The following is a 19,541-nucleotide window of genomic DNA, read 5'->3' as shown; positions in this document are numbered from 1 at the left end:
CTCACCGCGAGCAAAAGTCACGTGGGACCGGTGGAGTGCGCCCTCCGCGGAGCTGCCTCCTACACTGACATCTTTATCCGTCCAACGAACGACGGGTGCCGGGGCGCCGCTGTGCGTGCACGAGGGGTCCCGCCACCCGGTGAGCGAAGCCTAGATCGGATCGATATCGATGATCATCGGGATACCGAGAGAATCCCAGCTCGGCGAGACGCGGGTGGCTGCGACCCCGCAGACCGTCGGGCAGCTCATCAAACTCGGCTACGAGGTCGTGGTGGAGTCCGGGGCGGGCGACGCGGCCAGTTTCTCCGACGCCGCGTATGCCGAGGCGGGCGCGGCCATCGGGTCGACCTACCAGGTGCTGTCCTCGGACGTGGTGCTGAAGGTCAACGCGCCGAGCCCGGCCGAGATCGCCAATCTCAGTGACGGGGCGACCCTGATCAGCCTGATCTCGCCGGCACTCAAGCCCGAGTTGGTCGATCAGCTGGCCACCCGCCCGATCACCGTGCTCGCGATGGACGCCGTGCCGCGGATCTCGCGGGCGCAGTCGCTGGACGTGCTGTCCTCGATGGCCAACATCGCCGGGTACCGCGCGGTCGTGGAAGCCGCACACCGCTTCGGCCGGTTCTTCACCGGTCAGGTCACCGCCGCGGGCAAGGTGCCGCCGGCGAAGGTGCTGGTCGTCGGCGCCGGGGTGGCCGGGCTGGCCGCGATCGGCGCGGCCGGCAGCCTGGGCGCCATCGTGCGGGCGACCGACCCGCGCCCCGAGGTCGCCGACCAGGTCAAGTCCTTGGGCGGTGAGTACCTGGCCGTCGACCCGGCCGCGGCCGAAGTGTCGGCCACCGGTTACGCCAAGGAGATGGGCGACGACTACAAGGCCCGCGAGGCGGCGCTGTACGCCGAGCAGGCCAAGGACGTCGACATCATCATCACCACCGCGCTGATCCCGGGCAGGCCCGCGCCGCGCATCATCACCGGTGAGATGGTCGCGTCGATGAAGCCCGGCAGCGTGATCGTCGACATGGCCGCGGCCAACGGCGGCAACGTCGAGGGCACGGTCAAGGACCAGGCGATCGTCACCGACAACGGCGTGACGATCATCGGCTACACCGACCTGGCCGGCTGCCCGCGCAGGCCTCGCAGCTCTACGGCACCAACCTGGTGAACCTGCTCAAGCTGCTGACCCCGAACAAGGACGGTCAGCTCACCCTGGACTTCGACGACGTCGTGCAGCGCTCGGTGACCGTCGTGCGCGACGGCACGATCACGTGGCCGCCACCGCCGGTGCAGGTCTCGGCCGCTCCCGCGGCGGCCACCCCCGCCGCGCCGGTCCAGAGCAAGCCGGCCAAGACGCCGATGACGACCGGTCGCAGGTTGGGCCTGACCTTCGCCGCCGCGGCGGCGCTGTTCGCGCTGATCGCGCTGTCCCCGACCGCGCTGCAGGTGCACCTGACGGTGTTCGCGCTGGCGATCGTGATCGGCTACTACGTGATCGGCAACGTGCACCACGCGCTGCACACCCCGCTGATGTCGGTGACCAACGCGATCTCCGGGATCATCGTCGTCGGCGCGCTGCTGCAGATCGGTCACGGGAATGTGGCCATCACCGCGTTGGCGTTCGTGGCCATTTTGCTTGCCAGTATCAACATCTTCGGTGGCTTCGCGGTGACCCGCCGCATGCTGGCGATGTTCTCGAGGAGCTAGAGCCATGTTCACGCTGGAAACCGCCGCCACCGCGGCCTACGTCGTCGCGGCTCTGCTGTTCATCCTGGCGCTGGCCGGGCTGTCCAAGCACGAGACATCAAGGGCGGGTAACACTTTCGGGATCGCCGGGATGGCGGTCGCGCTGGTCGCGACCATCGTGCTGGCCCTGGCCCGCCATATCGAGCCGCTCGGACTGGCGCTGCTGGCCCTCGCGATGGCCGTCGGCGCGGCGATCGGGCTGTGGCGGGCCAAGATCGTCGAGATGACGGGCATGCCCGAGCTGATCGCGCTGCTGCACAGCTTCGTCGGCCTGGCCGCGGTGCTGGTCGGCTGGAACGGCTACCTGCACGTCGAGGGCGACCCCGCAGGCGCCGAGGCCACCGCGCTGGCCGCCGAAGGCATGCTGGGCATCCACTCCGGTGAGGTCGTCATCGGCGTGTTCATCGGCGCGGTGACCTTCACCGGGTCGATCGTGGCCAACCTGAAGCTGTCCGCACGCATCAAGTCCTCGCCGATGATGCTGCCGGGCAAGAACATCCTCAACGTCGGCGCGCTGCTGGTGTTCATCGCGCTGACCGTGTGGTTCGTCATCGACCCGCAGCTGTGGCTGCTGATCGTGGTCACCGTGCTGGCGCTGCTGCTGGGCTGGCACCTGGTCGCCTCGATCGGCGGCGGCGACATGCCCGTGGTGGTGTCGATGCTCAACAGCTACTCGGGCTGGGCGGCCGCGGCGTCGGGCTTCCTGCTGGGCAACGACCTGCTGATCATCACCGGCGCACTGGTCGGCTCCTCGGGTGCCTACCTGTCCTACATCATGTGCAAGGCGATGAACCGCTCGTTCATCTCGGTGATCGCGGGCGGCTTCGGGATCGAAGCCGGACCGTCCGAGGACAAGGACTACGGCGAGCACCGGGAGATCACCGCCGAGACCGCGGCCGAACTGCTGGCCACCGCCACCTCGGTGATCATCACCCCCGGCTACGGCATGGCGGTGGCACAGGCCCAGTACGGCGTCGCCGACCTGACCCGCAAGCTGCGCGAGCGCGGCGTCGACGTGCGCTTCGGCATCCATCCGGTCGCCGGCCGCCTGCCCGGGCACATGAACGTGCTGCTGGCCGAGGCCAAGGTGCCCTACGACATCGTGCTGGAGATGGACGAGATCAACGACGACTTCGACGGCACCTCGGTGGTGCTGGTCATCGGCGCCAACGACACCGTCAACCCGGCGGCGTCGGAGGATCCGGGCAGCCCGATCGCCGGCATGCCGGTGCTGACGGTGTGGAACGCCGACAACGTCATCGTGTTCAAGCGGTCCATGGCGTCGGGCTACGCCGGCGTGCAGAACCCGCTGTTCTTCCGGGAGAACACCCAGATGCTCTTCGGCGACGCCAAGGACCGGGTGGACGCGATCAACGCGGCGCTGTCGGTCACCGAGAAGGTCTGACGCGTCGAATTCGGCACGGTGATGCGCCTCCCGCATTCACAGCGCCGGACATGATCGGCAGCAAATTGTCGACGCCGTTACGGACGCCCGCTGAGCTGGTGTGACCTGGCGGCGTCGGCAATTGCGGTCAATTCTTCGCGCGCGCGTAGTGGATGTCAGACATTCGCTCGTCGGATAGTTGCTCGCCTGACCGGGAATTACCCCCGGCCTGCCGGTATGCTCGACGGCATCGGGGGCGAAGCCATGGCCTCACAGGACTACCGCCACAGCGGGGTAGCAGTGATGAACACAGCATCGACTACGCATTCAACGCGCGGTGACCTGCACTTCGAGAGCGACAGCCTCGAGGCGACCGAGGATTTTCTGGCGCGCGCATACACCAAGATGCGGATCGCCGCAGGTGACGGCGAGGCAGGCTCCACACGGATCGAGCGGCACTGGGTGGGCCCCGTCAGTCACGACCAGGTCCGGTTCGACTTCCACATGTCCTATGACGCGGCGCCGCTCGGCAAGGTCTGCCTGTGCCGGGTGCAGGACGGCCACATCGAGGAAGACTTCATCGACCAGCCGCCGGACGTGTTCGCGCCCGGTGATCTCACGTTGCTCTCGCCCCCCGACCTCCCTTATTCGGGACGGGTCTGCGAAGCCACTTTCGACCTGACCATGTTCGACACCGCGTTGCTGGACCGGGTCGCGTCCCCGGACGACGTCCGCCCGGGCGGTTCGGTGCGACTGCTGGGCCACCGCCCGGTGTCGGAGCAGGCCGGGCGGCAATTGAACGCCGCGATCGAGTACGTGCGCACCGTGGCCCGCTCCGACGGGCCCGAGCCGACCCGCCTTGTCGCGTCGACCACCGCGTCGATGCTGGCCGCCGCGGTCCTCTCGGCGTTCCCGACGTCCACCACCATCGAGCCCACCTCCACCGATCGCAACGACGCCAAGCCGGCGCTGTTGCGCCGGGCGACGGCCTACATCGAGGGCAACGCCGACAACGACATCGCGCTGGCCGACATCGCCGAGAGCATCCACGTGACCCCCCGAGCGCTGCAGTACATGTTCCGTCGCCACCTGGCCATGACCCCGATGGAGTACCTGCGGCGGGTGCGGATGGATCACGCGCACCGCGACCTGCTCAACGCCGACCCCGGCGACACCACAGTCCAGATAATCGCCGCCCGTTGGGGATTCGCGCACACCGGCCGGTTCGCCGCGATGTACCGGGACACCTACGGCCGCAACCCTTCCGAGACGCTGCGCGCCTGACCCGTCACGATCCGGTCAGGCCGCGGGTGGCCGGGCCCTCCAGCAGCGAGCCGTCCGGGGCGAACCGGGATCCGTGCAGCGGACACTCCCATGCGCAGTCGGAGTCGTTCCACGTCACGATGCCCCCCAGATGCGGGCAGACGGCCGACACCGTGCGCTGCACACCGTCGACGACGCTGGTGGCCCGGCGCCGCCACGGCGGACCGTCTACCACCCCCTGCCCTTCGGCCGGTGTCTTCCCGTGACCGCTCGAGCCGAGCCAGCCGTTGACCAGGTGGATTCCGACCTTCAGGTTCAGCTCGAGCGCAGTCGGGATGCCGCGCAGTTCGTGGGCGCGCCAGCTCGCGAACGCCTGCGCCCAGTCCATCCGCCCGCCGAGGATCCTGGCCGACAGCGCCAGCGCCGCCGCGACGCCGTTGGTCATCCCCCACTTGTCGAATCCCGTTGCCACGAGCACACTGTCGTGCCCGGGCAGGATCGGTCCGACGAACGGCACTTCGTCGTCGGGGTGGTAGTCCTGCGCGGACCAGTAGTGGGTCTGCACCGCGCCGGGATAGTGCAGCTTCGCCCACCGCGCCAGCTCTTCGACGGATTCCCTGGGATGCCTGGCCCTGCCGACGGTGTGTCCTGCCCCGCCGACGATCAGCTTGTCCCCCGTCGGTGTCGGGGCGTACCGCACGGACCGGGTCGGGCTGTCCACCGCGATGTACATCGATCTCGTGAGGTCGCCGGGCACGTCGAACGCCAGGCAGTAGGACCGTTCGGGCTCGACGCGCGCGAAGAACATTCCGCGATCCAGGATCGGTGTCCCGGTGGCGAGCACGCAGTGCCCGGCGGCGATGGCGAACTGCGTCTCGCGCGTGTCCTGCGAGATATCGGTCAGACGCAACCGGACCCGGACCGGATCGGTGCCGGCGACCGAGGTGGCCCTCACGCCTTGCAGCAGCGTGCCGCCGTGCCGCTCCAGTTCGGTGATCAGGCTGCCCAGGAACGGCATCGGGTCGATCTGCACCTGGTCGCGCACCCGGACCCCGCCGCTGAACGGGAACGGGACGTCGGCCTCGTCGACCCACTCCGCCTCGACGCCACCCTCGCGGCATGCGGTCAACACGTCCCGGGCGGTGCTGATCCCGGATCGGTCCTGCGCGTAGGAGTGGTCGTCCTCACGCTGGTAGTCCAGCCCGTGGTCGTCGTGGTACCGGGTCAGCCAGTCGCGGCCTTCCGCGTTGCCCGCCACATAGGCGTTCAGCACGTCGGTGCCGTGCTTGGAGCGCACGCGCGCCAGCTTGCTGCCCTGCAGCACGCTCACCTTGCCGGTGGTGTTGCCGGTGGTCGCGGCGCCGACCCGGCGCGCTTCGACCACCACCACCTTCTTGCCTGCGCGTGCCAGCAGCAGCGCGGTGGTCAGGCCGGTGATCCCGGCGCCGACGACCACCACGTCGGCGGTGCGCACGCGGTCCACGTCGTCGGGGCTGGCGGGGGTCTCGATCCGATCGTCGGTCCACAGCGAGGACATGGCGCGCGGTTTACCCGGTCCGTGCCTGCTCAAACGCTCACGTGTGCCGACGTGTTTGCCGTCAGGCGCAGCGGGAACGCCGCACTGGTGGATCAGTCTCAGGCACCGATGCTGGACGCGCTCGTCGACTACCACCGACACGACCGCTACGGGTTCACCCCGCCCGGACACCGGCAGGGCCGGGGTGTCGACGAGCGGGTCCGCGACGTGCTCGGGGCCGCTCCGTTCCACAACGACGTGCTCGCCAGCGGCGGTCTCGACGACCGCCGGATGCGTGGCGGATTCCTGGCTGCCGCAGAAGAGCTGATGGCCGATGCCGTGGGCGCCGACTCCACCTACTTCTCCACCTGCGGCAGCTCACTGTCGGTGAAGGCGGCGATGATGGCGGTGGCCGGGGGAGGCGACGGTCTGCTGCTCTCCCGCGACAGCCACAAGTCGATCGTGGCCGGACTGATCTTCGGCGGCCTGCAACCTCGATGGATCACCCCGCAGTGGGACGCCGAGCGTCATCTGTCGCATCCGCCCTCGCCTCAGCAGGTGGAGGAGGCGTGGCGTTCCCACCCGGACGCCGACGCGGCCCTCATCGTGAGCCCCAGCCCCTACGGGACATGTGCGGACCTGTACGGCATCGCCGAAGTCTGCCACCGCCGGGGTAAACCACTGATCGTCGACGAGGCCTGGGGCGCCCACCTTCCCTTCCACCGGGACCTGCCGACCTGGGCCATGGACGCCGGCGCTGACGTGTGCGTGGTCAGCGTGCACAAGATGGGCATGGGCTTCGAGCAGGGTTCGGTGTTCCACGTACAGGGCGACCTCATCGACCGCGACCGGCTGGCCGCCTGCGCCGACCTGCTGATGACACCAGCCCGAACGTGCTGGTGTACTCGGCCATCGACGGCTGGCGGCGTCAGATGGCCGAGCGTGGCGAGCAGTTGCTCGGCGACGCACTGAAGCTCGCCCGCAGCATTCGCACCGCGGTCGACGATCTGCCCGAGGTGACCGTCATGGAGGACCAATTGCTCGGTGAGCAGGCCTCCTACGACCTCGACCGGTTACAGGTCCTGATCGATGTCTCGGCCACCGGCACCAGCGGATACCAGGCCAACGACTGGTTGCGGGAGAACTGCCGCACCGACCTCGGCATGAGTGATCACCGCCGCATCCTCGCGACGTTGTCGACCGCCGACGACGACAGCACCGCAGCCCGGCTGCTGGACGCGCTCACCGCCTGGCGCTCCGCCGCCGACGGCTTCGACCGGCCGCCGTCGATCGATCTGCCCGACCCGGGTGAACTGCAGCTGGAGACGGTGATGCTGCCGCGCGACGCGTTCTTCGGCCGGACCGAGATGGTGCCTGCCGACGAGGCGGACGGCCGCATCGCGGCCGAGCAGATCACCCCGTATCCACCGGGAATTCCGGCGGCGATACCGGGCGAGCGACTCAACGCCGCCGTCGTCGACTACCTGCGCTCGGGCGTCGCCGCCGGCATGAATCTCCCTGACCCGGCGGATCCGTCGCTGACGAATATCCGGGTGGTGGCCTGAGACCGACCGGGAAGTCACGCCCGGGCCGTTTCATCGGCCGTGTACCGGGCAGACAGGCTCGGTGAGCATCTCCGACCTGACCACCCTGCCGCTGCGGGCCGGTGCGGCGCTGCGTGACAAGAGGTTCTTCCATCCCACCGGTGTCCTCTGCGGCGGCACGGTAACCCGGCTGGCACCTGAAGGCGACGGTCTGCCGCTGGTCTCCGGCGAGGTCGTCGGCCGCATCTCCAAGGGCGCCGGCACGCCTGGGTCCCTGCCCGACTTCGCCGGGCTGGCGTGGCGGATGCCGGCGGATGCGGACGGCCCGCAGGCCTGGGACGTGCTGACCGTCTCGTCGGCGGCCCGGGTCGCGCTGCGGCCGGTCGCGTCCTGGCCGGCAGCGCAGTACTCGACGCTGATGCCGCTCGGGTACCGCGGTGCGGTGTTCTGGTTGCGGGCCCGGATGCAGACGCCGGTGGACGGTGAAGGTTTGTCGGTGTCGGCGATCACCGAGCGCGTCCGCAGTGGCACCGTCGAGTTCACCGTCGAACAGGCCCGCGGCACCGGGCCGTTCACGAAACTCGCGACCCTGACGTTCGACCGTGAACTGTGCCGCGACGATCCGGGGTGCGATCAGCCCTTCGATCCGACGGTGCGCAGCGGAACCGAAGTCCAGCTGCTGCCGCGCTGGCTGACCACACTTCGGCGTTCGGCGTACCGCAACAGCCGCAAGGGGCGTGGCGCACAGTGACGCGGGCGGCGAAACTCACCGGGGTCGACGCCCTTTCGGCGTTGGCCGACCTCGGGTTGCCCTCGATCGCGGCCGGCCCGATCGCCCGCCGCAGGCACGTGGTCGCCGTGCTGGATCGGTTCGACGCGGACGCCCGTGGAGTCCGGCGCCTGCAGAGCCTGCGGCAGCGATTCGGTGCCGGCCCCGTCGATCTGGTGATCCCGGGCCGACGGATCGTGGTGCCCCTGGATCCGGCGGACGTGGCCGGCGTGCTGGACCAGTCGCCGTATCCGTTCGATCCTGCGAGCTGGGAGAAGCGCCACGCCCTCGGGCAGTTCCAACCGCACGCCGTGCTCGTCTCCCGCGGCGACATCCGGGTCAGGCGCCGCCGGCTCAACGAAGCGGCCCTGGACACCGGCGCCGAGATGCACCGGTTGGCCGAACCGTTCCAGCAGGCCGTCGTCGAGGAGGTGTCACGTTTTGCCACCCAGGCCCTGGGGTCTGGCGGATTCGACTCGGCGCAGTTCGTCACCGCGTGGTGGCGGCTGGTGCGCCGGATCGTGCTGGGCGCCGCGGCCCGCGACGACGACGCGGTGACCGACGACCTCTGGCGCCTGCGTACCGCGGCCAACTGGTCGTTCCTGAGCCGTCCGCACCGGCGACGCCGCGAGCGTCTGTTCGCCCAGCTGTACCGGTACGCCGAGGATCCCGACCCCGACAGCCTGATGGGCGCGCTGGCCGAGGTGCCGGCGTCCGGCGCGGTGGATCCGGTCGGTCAGGTGCCGCACTGGCTGTTCGCGTTCGACGCCGCGGGCATGGCCGCGCTGCGCGCAGCGGCGCTGCTGGCCACTCACCCGGACGCACTCAACCGCGGTGAGATCGAGGACGCCGACCAGGTGCGGGTGCGGCCCTATCTCCGCGCTTGCGTGCTGGAGTCGGTGCGGCTGTGGCCGACCACCCCGGCGATCCTGCGGGACCTCGCGGCGGAAACCACCTGGCACGAAGGCACACCGGACGAGGTGACCGTCGCGCCGCCCGCCACGGTGCTGATCCCGGTTCCCGCGTTCCACCGGGATCCCGCGCTGCTGCCGTTCGCCGACGAATTCGTCCCCGACATCTGGCTGGACGGGCGCGCCGCGCAGTACCCGCAGTTGGTGCCGTTCAGTGCGGGACCGGTGAGCTGCCCTGGCCGGGACCTGGTGCTGTTCGTGACCAGCGCGCTGCTGGCCGCCCTGGCTTCCCGGATGCAGCTCACGTTGGCCGGAGGCGGTCCACTGGGGCCGGACGCCCCGCTGCCCGCGACGCTGAACCAGTTCGGGTTGTCCTTCCGGGCGACCCCCTCGGTGGTGCTCGCCAGGCGGACGGCGTCGTCCTGATCGGGCGGTGGACCTCGCAGCTCACGCGTGTCATATCGTGGCCTTCATGGACTTCGCGATGTCAGCCAAAGCTCAGGACTACCACCAGCGGTTGACCGAGTTCATGACCGAGTTCGTCTTTCCCGCCGAGGAGTCCTACCACTCCTACCGCGAGCAGGCCGGCCCGCACGACCACACCGTCCCGCCGGTGGTCGAGGAACTCAAGAAACTGGCCAGGGAACGCGGTCTGTGGAACCTGTTCCTGCCCTCGGAGTCCGGGTTGTCGAACCTGGAGTACGCACCGCTGGCGGAGCTGACCGGCTGGAGCATGGAGATCGCCCCGGAGGTCGTCAACTGCGCGGCGCCCGACACCGGCAACATGGAGACGCTGCACCTGTTCGCCACCGAGGAGCAGCGCAAGCAGTGGCTGGAGCCGCTGCTGGCCGGTGAGATCCGCAGCGCGTTCGCGATGACCGAGCCCGCGGTCGCGTCCAGCGACGCCCGCAACATCGAGACCACCATGCTGCGCGACGGCGACGACTACGTCATCAACGGCCGCAAGTGGTGGATCACCGGCGCCGCGGATCCACGCTGCAAGATCCTGATCGTCATGGGCCGCACCAATCCCGACGCGGCCAGCCACCGTCAGCAGTCGATGATCCTGGTACCCGTTGACACGCCTGGGGTTTCGATCGAGCGGTCGCTGCCGGTGTTCGGCTGGCAGGACCAGCACGGCCACTGCGAGATCACCTTCGACAACGTGCGCGTGCCGTCGTCCAACCTCCTCGACGAGGAGGGCAGCGGTTTCGCGATCGCCCAGGCCCGCCTCGGCCCCGGCCGTATCCACCACTGCATGCGGGCGATCGGTGCCGCCGAGCGCGCGCTGGCGCTGATGGTCGACCGGGTGCAGAAGCGGATCGCCTTCGGCAAGCCGCTCGCCGAGCAAGGCGTGGTCCGCGAGGCGATCGCCAAGTCCCGCAACGAGATCGAGCAGACCCGGCTGCTGTGCCACAAGGCGGCCTGGACCATCGACCAGCACGGCAACAAGAGCAAGGACGCGCAGTTGCTCGTCGCCCAGATCAAGGCCGTCGCGCCGCAGATGGCGTGCGACGTGATCGACCGGGCCATCCAGGTGCACGGCGGCGCAGGCGTGTGCGACGACTTCCCGCTGGCGCGGCTGTACAGCTGGCACCGTGCGATGCGCCTGTTCGACGGCCCGGACGAGGTGCACATGCGCACCATCGCGCGCGCCGAACTGGGCAGGGAGAAGTCGGCGTTCGTGCAGGCGGTGACGGGCTAGTGCCGTTCTCCGGCTTAGAGGTTTCGGGCGCCTGGAACTTCCGGGACGTCTCCGAGCAGACGGGCATCGCACCGGGGCGCTTCTTCCGCGCCAGTGAGCTCTCCAAGCTCGACGACACAGGCCGTTCCGCGCTGGCCGGCTACGGCGTGACCGACGTCGCCGATCTGCGCACCTCACGCGAACTGGAGCGGCACGGACCGGGGCTGGTGCCTGCCGGGGTGGAGATCCACCACCTGCCGTTCGTCGAGACCATGGCTGCCGACGGGGAATCCCCGCACGAGCACGCGTTCCAGCGGATGATGACCGACAAGCCCGACGACGAGCCCGTCGCCGATGCCGCGGCCCGCTACATGACCGAGGAGTACGGCCGGATCGCGGCGGCGCCGCTGGCCCGCCGCGCCGTGCACAGGGTGGTGACCCTGCTCGGCTCCGACCGCGCGGTGCTCGCGCACTGCTTCGCCGGCAAGGACCGGACCGGCTTCACCATCGCGGTGGTGCTGGAGGCCGCCGGCGTGGACCGGGACGCGATCATGGCCGACTACCTGCGCAGCAATGTCGCTGTGCCGCAGCTGCGCGACAGCATCCTGGAGTCGGTGCGCGCCCGCGCCGCCGACGCGCCGGAGATCATGGAGCTGGCCGAGGCCCGGCTGACCGACGCGGTGCTCGGCGTGCGCGAGCAGTACCTCGACACCGCACGCCGCACCATCGACTCCGAATTCGGTTCGCTGCGTGGGTATCTGGAGTCCGCCGGGGTGACCGAGGACGACGTCCGCCGGCTGCGCAAGACCCTGCAGGGCTGACGCATATCTCGCCGAAATTGCATTCCACGCGGGGATTTCGCGACTTGAAGCGCATGGAATGCAATTTCGGCGAGGTCAGGCGACGAACACTCCGACAGCCCACGCCACCGTCGCCAGCACGGCACCGGTGAGCTCGACCCCGACCGACAGCGCGACGCCTTTGACCGCGTGCAAGGTCGACACCCATGCCCGCGTCACGTCCTGACGGATCGCCAGCTCCGCGGCGAAGACGCCCAGCACGAAGCCGATCAGCAGCCCGATCACCGGGACGACGAAGAAGCCGACCACCCCCGCGACGCCGCCGACGACGAGCACCGAGGTGCGCACGTCGGCCCGGCGCATCCGTTTGACCGGCCAGGTGTACTTGATGATCTGGGACGCGGCGATCAGCGCCGCGGCGACTCCGAACACCACCCATGCCTCGGTGGTGTCCACGACGAACGCCCACACCGCGATCGCCCCGATCACCAGGATCGAGCCGGGCAGGACCGGCACGACGATGCCGGCGAGACCGACCGCGATCGCGAGCGCGACGAGGACGAGGCCGCCGGTGCTCATGCCGACGACCCTACGGGGTCAGCGCTTACGGCCGCGCACCCACTGAACGGTGCCGATGCTCTTGGTGCGCACACTGACCAGACCGAGACCTTCGAGGGTGTCACCGAGTTCGTCGTCGCCGAAGGTGTGCGCACCGGCGTTGGGCAGGTAGCGCAGCAGGTTGGCCGCCGGGCCCGCGGTGGGCACCATGACCGCCATCCGCCGACCGGACCGCAGCACGCGGACCATTTCGGCCAGCGCCGTCGCCGGGTCGGGGATCAACTGCAGCATCGCGATCGACACCACCGCGTCGAACGACTCGTCGCGGAACGGCAGGTGCTGCGCGTCGGCGCGCAGGAAGCCGACGTTGGGCCCGGCCTCGGCGCTGACCGCGCGGGCCAGCATCGGTTCGGAGATGTCCACGCCGAGCGCCAGCCCGCCGGGTCCGACTGCTCGGCCCAGCGCCGCGGTGACGTTGCCCGGGCCGCTGCCGACGTCGAGCGCGGTGCCGCCGACGGGGATGTTCAGCCATTCGGTGGGCTCGTGCCAGGCGGTCATCAGCCGCCGCATCACGGTCTGGGCGTTGTCGTAGAACAGCGACCCGAGCTGTGAGGCCCACAGCGCCTGGATCGCTCCGGTGTTGCGGGTCGTCTCGTCGTCGAGCAGGTCCAGGTAGCCCTTGCTGTCGTCGGGATGCTCCGGCGGGTCGACGAGCAACCGCTCGGCCATGCGTAGCGCGGATTCAGTCATGGTTCCACGGTACGCCGGGCCGTCAAACTCCCAGCTGGTCCGCCAGATCGCGGAAATCGTCTGCGGTGACGTCGAATTCGTCGTCAGCGGGGCGCCGGGGCGGACGGTCGGGACCCTGCTCGAGCGGCCGGTGGACGTACGCCGTGGCCAGCCCGGCAGCCCGCGCCGCGCGCAGGTCCGACGGGTGGGCGGCGACGAGCATCAATTCCTCGGGCGCCACGTCCAGGATCTCGGCGCAGCCGAGGTAGACCTCGCGTTCGGGCTTGTAGTGCCCGAAGATCTCGGCCGACAGCACACAGTCCCAGGGCAGGCCTGCGCGCTTGGCCATGTTCGTCAGCAGCGACACATTGCCGTTCGACAGCGTGGTGATGACGAAGCGCTGTTTCAGCCGGGTCAGGCCCGCTACGGCGTCGGGCCACGGGTCCAGCCGGTGCCAGGCCCGGTTCAGCTGGTCGATCTCCGTGTCGCCCACGGTGATTCCGGCGCGGTCGAGCAACTCGACGAGGCGGCCGCGGTGCAGGTCGTCCAGCCGCGTCCACGGCAGTTCGCCGTTCCGTACCCGGTCCATCGCCGGGACGTAGCCGGCCCGCCAGTCGTCGGCGAAGCCCGGCCAGTCCGCGGCGACATCGTGTCGCCGCCCGAACGCGGCGAGCTCGCGGGTGACGCTCGCGCGCCAGTCCACAACCGTGCCGAACACGTCGAAGGCCAGCGCGCGAATCACCGTCTACGCCTGTCTGCTCTTCGCGCAAGCGCTCATCGGGCTACCTGCTCTTCGCGCAAGCGCTCATCGGACTACCTGCTCTTTGCGCAAGCGCTCATCGGGCTCCAGGACGAGTTTTCCGTTGATCTCGCCGTCGGCGAAGGCCTGCAGCGCGGCGACCCCGTCGGACAGCGAGAACCGCAACGGCTCAGGCGGTCTGAGCCCCTGGTCGACGAGCGCGGCCAGTGCCGCACCGACCTGCGCCTGCGCGCCGGGCGTGCGGTTGACGAACTCGCCCCAGCCGACGCCGACGACGCTGGCGTTGCGCAGCAGCAGCCGGTTCACCTTGACGGTGGGGATGCCGCCCGCGGCGAAACCGATGACCAGCAGCCTGCCCTCGGTGGCCAGCGCACGGATCGCGTCGTCGAACGCGGCCCCGCCGATCGGGTCGACCACGACGTCCACTCCGCGCCCGCCGGTCTCGCTCTTGACCGCGTCGAGCCAGCCGTCGGTCAGCGGCAGCACCACGTCCGCGCCGAGCGATTCCACGAACTCGACCGCCGACGGCCGGTGCACCATAGCGATCACCTTGGCGCCCAACGCCTTCGCGATCTGCACTGCCGCGGTCCCGACGCCGCCGCCGGAGCCCAGCACCAGCACCGTCTCGCCGGGTTGCAGCGCGCCGCGGCGCTGCAGCGCGAAGTGCATCGTGTAGTAGTTGCCCAGCAGGCACACCGCGGACCCGTCGTCGAGTGCGTCGTTGGTCGGCACCACGCTGCCCACCGGCACCGCGACCCGCTCGGCCCACGCACCCAACAGGCTGAAAGCCGAGACCCGCTGCCCGGCAACCAGTCCCGAACCATCGGGCGCCGACCGGACGGTCCCGGCGACCTCCAGGCCGGGGACGAACGGCGCGGGCACCTTCAGCTGGTACTCGCCCCGCAGCATCAGCAGGTCGGGGAAGCAGACGCCGGCGGCACCGACGTCGATGACCACGGCGTCGTCGGCCGTGACGTCATCGACGTCGGTGTACGCCAGCCCTGCCGGGCCTGTCAGCTCTTGAGCGACAAGCGCTTTCATACCTGAATCAGCCGAGGCTGAAGGTGGCCCGCTCGGCCGCCGACAGGTCGGCGATCTCGCCCCACTTGGCGGCCACGTCCTCGACCGACGGAACCTCGGTGAACGTCACGCCGCTGTTCTGGAACAGCGCGACCCGCTGCACCTTGCCGCCGCCGACGATGAACACCGACGCGGTCTCGGGCACCTCTTCGGTGCACAGGTAGGACACGATCGGCGCGACGTACTCGGGGGTGAGCTTCTCGAACACCTCGGGCGGCAGGATGTCCTGCGTCATCCGGGTCGCGGCGATCGGTGCGACGGCGTTGGCCTTGATGTCGTACTTCGCACCCTCCTGGGCCAGGGTGTTGATCAGCCCGACCAGGCCGAGCTTGGCGGCGCCGTAGTTGGCCTGTCCGAAGTTGCCGAACAGTCCGCTGGTCGAGGTCGCGACGACGATGCGGCCGAAACCGTTCTCGCGGAAGTGCGGCCATGCGGCGCGGATGACGTTGTATCCGCCGTAGAGGTGCACCTTGAGCACGGCGTCCCAGTTCTCGAACGACATCTTGTGGAAGGTGCCGTCGCGCAGGATGCCGGCGTTGGAGACGACGCCGTCGACCTTGCCGAACTCGTCGATCGCGGTCTTGATGATGTTCGCCGCGCCCTCGGGCTCGGCGACGGAGTCGTAGTTCGCCACGGCGCGGCCGCCTGCGTCCTTGATCTCCTTGACCACCTCGTCGGCCATCGCCGACCCGGCACCGGTACCGTCGCGTGCTCCGCCGAGGTCGTTGACCACGACGCTGGCGCCCTCACGCGCGAGGGTCAGCGCGTATTCGCGGCCGAGGCCACCTCCGGCGCCCGTGACGACGATGACACGATCCTGCACTCCTGGCACTGATGTTCCTCTCTCAAAGGTTTCGAACGGTCAGAAAAGCTTGCGCGCCAGCTTCCACGCCTTCTCTGTATACGGGGGGTAGATGAAGCCCCCGAGGTCGGGTCGGGTCGGCTTGGACAGCACAGACTTGGCGTGGCTGAAGGTCTCGAAGCCGAACTTGCCGTGATAGGCGCCCAGACCGGACGGCCCGACGCCGCCGAAGGGCAGCTTGTGCGTGGCGAAGTGGAAGAGCAGGTGGTTGACCACCATGCCGCCGGCCGGGACTTCCTTGATCACCCGTTCGCGCACGGCCTTGGCCTTGGTGAACAGGTAGGCGGCCAGCGGCTTGGGCCGCGCGTTGACGAACGAGACGGCCTCGTCGAGGTTCTGCACCGTCACGATGGGCAGGATGGGGCCGAAGATCTCGTCGGTCATCAGCGGCTCGGCCGGGTCCGGGTCGACGACGACCGTCGGGGCGATCTTGATGGTGGCGGCGTCGGAGGTACCGCCGACGGCGACGTCGCCCTTGGTTGCGGCCAGCGCGTTGACCAGGCGGTTGAAGTGCCGCTCGTTGACGATCCGCTTACCGTCGGGGTTGCCGGACTCGAAGTGGTTCACGGCTTTGCGGATCTCGTCGACCAGCTTGTCCCGCACCGGGGCCTCGACCAGGACGTAGTCCGGCGCGATGCAGATCTGGCCGGAGTTGATCAGCTTGGTCCACGCGATGCGCTTGGCGGCGACCTCGATGTCGGCGTCGGCGGCGACGATCACCGGGCTCTTGCCGCCCAGTTCCAGCGTGACCGGCGTCAGGTGGGACGCGGCGCTCTCGTACACCCGGCGGCCGATCTCGGTGCCGCCGGTGAAGATCAGGTGGTCGAAGCCCTGCCCGATGAGCTCCTGGCTGACCGCGCCGTCGCCTTCGATGACGGCGATCGCGTCGTTGTCCAGGTAGCGCGGCACCAGCTCGGCCATCAGCGCCGAGGACGCGGGCGACACCTCGGAAGGCTTGAGCACCACCGTGTTCCCGGCGGCGATGGCGCCGACGGCGGGGCCGAGGGTCAGCGCGAACGGGAAGTTCCAGGCCCCGATGATCAGCACGGTGCCGTAGGGCTCGTACTCGATCCAGCCCAGCCCGGGCAGCTGCGACATCTCCAGCATGCGGTAGCGCCGCTTCATCCACTTGCCGACGTTCTTGGCCGCGTAGGCGGCTTCACCGGCGGTGCTGGCGATGTCGGCGAGCCAGGCTTCGAACGGCCCGCGGCCGAGGTCCTTCTCGAGTGCCTCGGCGATCGCGCCCTCGTTCTCGGTCATCAGGCGCTCGAGGGCGTGCAGCTGTTCCTTGCGCCATTGGACGCTGCGGGTGCGGCCGGTCGCGTACGTCTGGCGCAGCTTGCCGACGACGGCGGGGATGTCGGTACCGGTCACGCCTGCTGCGGCGGTCACGGGTACGACGGATTCGGTGGTCATGATGGGGTCCCTTCCTGACCTGGGGAGTAACCCGCATCGTAGCCAACCATCCGGTTGGTGAACAGGTGTCGATAAGCGCGGCGGCGCTGTCAGCCCCGCACGGCGGTGGTGAACGTCGAGAACGACTGGTCGTCGCTGTCGGCGATCTCCACCATGCGGCCGAGCCGGCGCATCTCGTCCTGCGAGTCCACCTCCTGCGCCGTCCAGCCGTGCGCCGACAGCCATTGCGCGACGTTGGCCCGGTCGGGGTCTTCGTAGGTGAGTTCGGTGATGTCCATCGGTTCGATGTCGGCCTGCGCGGCGATGGAGGCGAAGCGTTCCCGCATCCGCTCCCGCCGGTCCTCGGCGTGCACACCCATGGACTCCGCGGCGATCCGGCTGCCGGGCGCGCTCAGCGCGGTGATCTGCGCGAAGAGCCGGTCCTGCGCGTCGGCGGGCAGGTACATCAGCAGCCCCTCGGCCAGCCAGGCGGCCGGTTGGGCAGGGTCGAAGCCGGCGCCGGTGAGCGCGGCGGGCCAGTCCTGGCGCAGGTCGATCGGCACCTCGCGGCGCTCGGCGGTGGGCTGCGCGCCGTGCTCGGCCAGGGTCGAGGTCTTGTACTCCAGCACCAGCGGCTGGTCGATCTCGTAGACGGTGGTGCCTGCGGGCCAGGGCAGCCGGTAGGCGCGCGAGTCCAGGCCCGACGCCAGGATCACGACCTGACGGATGCCCGCGTCGACGGCCGCGGTGAAGAACGCGTCGAAGAAATGCGTGCGCACGGCCTGGTAGTTCTTCATGTGCTCGAACAGCACGCCGATCTCGGGGTCGGACTCGGCCATCCGCGCCACGAACGCATCGTCGGCGATGTACTGCCAGTGTCCGGCGCCGGCGCCGGACACCAGGATGTCGGCGTAGGGATCGTCGATCAGCCGGTCGGGGCGTGCGGTCTCGGCGGCGCGTGCCGCGGCGACCATGACGGCGGTGGCCCCGACGCTGGATGCGATGTCCCAGGTGTCGTTGTCGGTGCGAAGTGAACTCATGACGGCGCTCTTTCGATCGGACGCTGCAGTTCGATTGGACGCAGCAGCTTTACTTCGCAAGTCTATCTAAGCTATTGGCCACAACCAGCGCTACAAGCAACCTCTCAGCGTTTGCCCAGCAGACGCGGATTACTCGCTCAGGTTCCAGAGTTTGTTCGCCAGCAGCAATTCGAGCTTGTGCACGACGGCACCGAGTTCGCTGCGGTCCCCGACGAAGCCGGCGTAAAAGCCCATCCCCCAGACCACGGCCACCAGCATCTCCACCAGCTCGTTGACGTCGGTGTCGGTGCTGAGCTCGCCCCGGGTGACCGCGTCGTTGACCGCCCAGGACACGAACGCCCGCGAGCTTTTCAGCGAATCATGTTCGTCGGCACGGAGCTCGGGGTGGCGCTGCGATTCCAGCACGGAGGTGACCAGGAAAGCCGCCGCCGAGCGTTCGTCGGTGTCGGCCTGGGTGGCGGCGGACAGGAACGCCGACAGGCGGGCGATCAACGAGGTCTGTTCGTGCGCGCGGGCAATGCCTGCGCTGATGATCGACCCGTTGGTCTGCTCCACCACCTCACCCCACAGCACGCGTTTGCTGGCGAAGTAGTGGTTGATCGCAGGCCGGGTGAGATCGGCGCGGACGGCGATAGCCTGAAACGTGGCTGCGTCGTAACCGAGTTCGCTGAACACCTCACGTGCGGCATGCACGATTCGTTCCCGCGTTTCGGCGGCCTTCGCTGCGGGAGGACGCCCTGGCCCTCGACTAGCCGTATACGGCACGGTCAAATTGTGCCACACGTCACCTGGGCTTCGGTGACGCCTCCTCGAGCCGTTACCCGAGAGAGACCTCACAGCAAACGAAATCGCTTCGGCGGCGCGGCGCGGGGGCGGCCCTGGTCTGTTCGTTCGCGCCGACGGCGAACTAGGGTTTCCGCCATGGGGGCGGTGGAGTCGCGCGAATCGTTCTTCGAGGCGGGCCTCGACGTGCTGGCCGAACTCGGATACGGCGGGCTGAAACTGGCGGAGGTGTGTGACCGTCTCGGCGTCACGACCGGGTCGTTCTACCACTACTTCGCGAACTGGCCGGCCTACACCCACCAGCTCGTCTCGCACTGGGGCGAGGGCATGACGTCGGAGATCGTCGACTCGGTTCAGGCCGAGACCGACCCGCGGCTTCGTATCGACCGCCTGGTCGAAGCCGCGGTGTCGCTGCCACACAGTGCGGAGGCCGCCATCCGGGTGTGGAGCGCGCTGGATCCGCACGTGCGCTCGGTGCAGGAGTCGGTGGACCGGCAGCGCTTCGAGGTGGTGTACGACGCGGCGTTCGAGGTCCTGCAGCACCCGCGGCAGGCCGAGTTGTTCGCCGCGTGGGCGGTGTACGTGCTGGTCGGCTACGAGCAGACGATCCTGCCCCCGGACGCGGCCGGGCTGCGCTGGATCATCGAGCAGCTGCGCCTGACGCTGGACGCGGGGCTGTTCACCTCGGTGCCCGACCGTGAGTGACAAGTCCGCGACCGGCGT

The 19,541-nt window shown here is 69.3% G+C and carries 16 protein-coding genes and 2 pseudogenes; 9 read left to right on the top strand and 9 right to left on the bottom strand.

The genetic code is table 11. The annotated features are described in order from the left end of the window. The first annotated feature begins 169 nt into the window (after positions 1–169). The 3 genes and pseudogenes from C6A87_RS00825 (at position 170) to C6A87_RS00815 (ending at position 4,408) form a co-directional block, all read left to right on the top strand. A pseudogene (locus C6A87_RS00825) lies at positions 170–1,701 on the top strand (Re/Si-specific NAD(P)(+) transhydrogenase subunit alpha). Between the two features lie 4 nt (positions 1,702–1,705). Next, positions 1,706–3,145 carry a Re/Si-specific NAD(P)(+) transhydrogenase subunit beta gene (pntB, locus tag C6A87_RS00820; protein ID WP_311115542.1) on the top strand — a complete coding sequence of 480 codons (1,440 nt, stop codon included), beginning with the start codon at positions 1,706–1,708 and terminating at the stop codon, positions 3,143–3,145. A 282-nt stretch (positions 3,146–3,427) separates the two neighbouring features. After that, a complete protein-coding gene (locus tag C6A87_RS00815; protein WP_311115541.1) occupies positions 3,428–4,408 on the top strand; it encodes a helix-turn-helix transcriptional regulator in 981 nt (326 codons plus the stop codon). A gap of 4 nt (positions 4,409–4,412) precedes the next feature. Here the strand turns inward: C6A87_RS00815 and C6A87_RS00810 are convergent, their stop codons facing one another. Continuing rightward, entirely contained in the window at positions 4,413–5,924 is a 1,512-nt protein-coding gene (locus tag C6A87_RS00810) for an FAD-dependent oxidoreductase (RefSeq protein ID WP_311115540.1), read from the bottom strand. An 87-nt stretch (positions 5,925–6,011) separates the two neighbouring features. Between C6A87_RS00810 and C6A87_RS00805 the strand changes: the two are divergent. The 5 genes and pseudogenes from C6A87_RS00805 (at position 6,012) to C6A87_RS00785 (ending at position 11,632) form a co-directional block, all read left to right on the top strand. Next, positions 6,012–7,468, top strand: a pseudogene (locus C6A87_RS00805) (aminotransferase class I/II-fold pyridoxal phosphate-dependent enzyme). Positions 7,469–7,529: 61 nt separating this feature from the next. Beyond that, positions 7,530–8,198, top strand: a complete 669-nt coding sequence (locus C6A87_RS00800; RefSeq protein WP_311115539.1) for a phosphodiesterase — start codon at positions 7,530–7,532, stop codon at positions 8,196–8,198. After that, a complete protein-coding gene (locus tag C6A87_RS00795) occupies positions 8,195–9,553 on the top strand; it encodes a cytochrome P450 (protein ID WP_311115538.1) in 1,359 nt (452 codons plus the stop codon). The genes C6A87_RS00800 and C6A87_RS00795 overlap by 4 nt, the downstream gene beginning before the upstream one ends. Positions 9,554–9,611: 58 nt before the next feature. Beyond that, positions 9,612–10,832 carry an acyl-CoA dehydrogenase family protein gene (locus C6A87_RS00790; RefSeq protein WP_311118138.1) on the top strand — a complete coding sequence of 407 codons (1,221 nt, stop codon included), beginning with the start codon at positions 9,612–9,614 and terminating at the stop codon, positions 10,830–10,832. Beyond that, the gene (locus tag C6A87_RS00785) at positions 10,832–11,632 is read left to right on the top strand and encodes a tyrosine-protein phosphatase (RefSeq protein WP_311115537.1); all 801 of its coding nucleotides are present in this window, start codon (positions 10,832–10,834) and stop codon (positions 11,630–11,632) included. Before C6A87_RS00790 ends, C6A87_RS00785 begins: the two co-directional genes overlap by 1 nt. A 75-nt stretch (positions 11,633–11,707) precedes the next feature. Here the strand turns inward: C6A87_RS00785 and C6A87_RS00780 are convergent, their stop codons facing one another. The 8 genes from C6A87_RS00780 to C6A87_RS00745 all read right to left on the bottom strand — a co-directional run bounded on the left by C6A87_RS00780 (position 11,708) and on the right by C6A87_RS00745 (position 18,800). Then, on the bottom strand, positions 11,708–12,190 hold the full coding sequence (locus tag C6A87_RS00780; protein WP_311115536.1) for a DUF456 domain-containing protein: 483 nt from the start codon (positions 12,188–12,190) through the stop codon (positions 11,708–11,710). A gap of 18 nt (positions 12,191–12,208) precedes the next feature. Beyond that, complete coding sequence (locus tag C6A87_RS00775) at positions 12,209–12,919, bottom strand: methyltransferase domain-containing protein (protein ID WP_311115535.1); 711 nt, start codon at positions 12,917–12,919, stop codon at positions 12,209–12,211. 22 nt (positions 12,920–12,941) lie between these two features. Next, positions 12,942–13,640 (bottom strand): haloacid dehalogenase type II, encoded by a 699-nt coding sequence (locus C6A87_RS00770; RefSeq protein WP_311115534.1) that lies wholly within the window; start codon positions 13,638–13,640, stop codon positions 12,942–12,944. Positions 13,641–13,703: 63 nt separating this feature from the next. Continuing rightward, complete coding sequence (locus C6A87_RS00765; RefSeq protein WP_311115533.1) at positions 13,704–14,699, bottom strand: NADPH:quinone oxidoreductase family protein; 996 nt, start codon at positions 14,697–14,699, stop codon at positions 13,704–13,706. A 7-nt stretch (positions 14,700–14,706) separates the two neighbouring features. Continuing rightward, a complete protein-coding gene (locus C6A87_RS00760) occupies positions 14,707–15,570 on the bottom strand; it encodes an SDR family oxidoreductase (RefSeq protein ID WP_311115532.1) in 864 nt (287 codons plus the stop codon). Between the two features lie 30 nt (positions 15,571–15,600). After that, complete coding sequence (locus C6A87_RS00755; RefSeq protein WP_311115531.1) at positions 15,601–17,016, bottom strand: aldehyde dehydrogenase family protein; 1,416 nt, start codon at positions 17,014–17,016, stop codon at positions 15,601–15,603. 89 nt (positions 17,017–17,105) lie between these two features. Next, the gene (locus C6A87_RS00750) at positions 17,106–18,035 is read right to left on the bottom strand and encodes a class I SAM-dependent methyltransferase (protein ID WP_311115530.1); all 930 of its coding nucleotides are present in this window, start codon (positions 18,033–18,035) and stop codon (positions 17,106–17,108) included. A gap of 129 nt (positions 18,036–18,164) precedes the next feature. Next, entirely contained in the window at positions 18,165–18,800 is a 636-nt protein-coding gene (locus C6A87_RS00745; RefSeq protein ID WP_311115529.1) for a TetR/AcrR family transcriptional regulator, read from the bottom strand. A 156-nt stretch (positions 18,801–18,956) separates the two neighbouring features. Between C6A87_RS00745 and C6A87_RS00740 the strand changes: the two genes are divergently transcribed. After that, a complete protein-coding gene (locus C6A87_RS00740) occupies positions 18,957–19,523 on the top strand; it encodes a TetR/AcrR family transcriptional regulator (protein WP_311115528.1) in 567 nt (188 codons plus the stop codon). The last annotated feature ends 18 nt before the right edge of the window (positions 19,524–19,541 follow it).

Source organism: Mycobacterium sp. ITM-2016-00317 (assembly GCF_002968295.1).
Taxonomy (GTDB): Bacteria; Actinomycetota; Actinomycetes; order Mycobacteriales; family Mycobacteriaceae; genus Mycobacterium.
The sequence above is the reverse complement of the archived record's forward strand: the minus strand, read 5'-3'. Positions and strand labels throughout refer to the sequence as shown.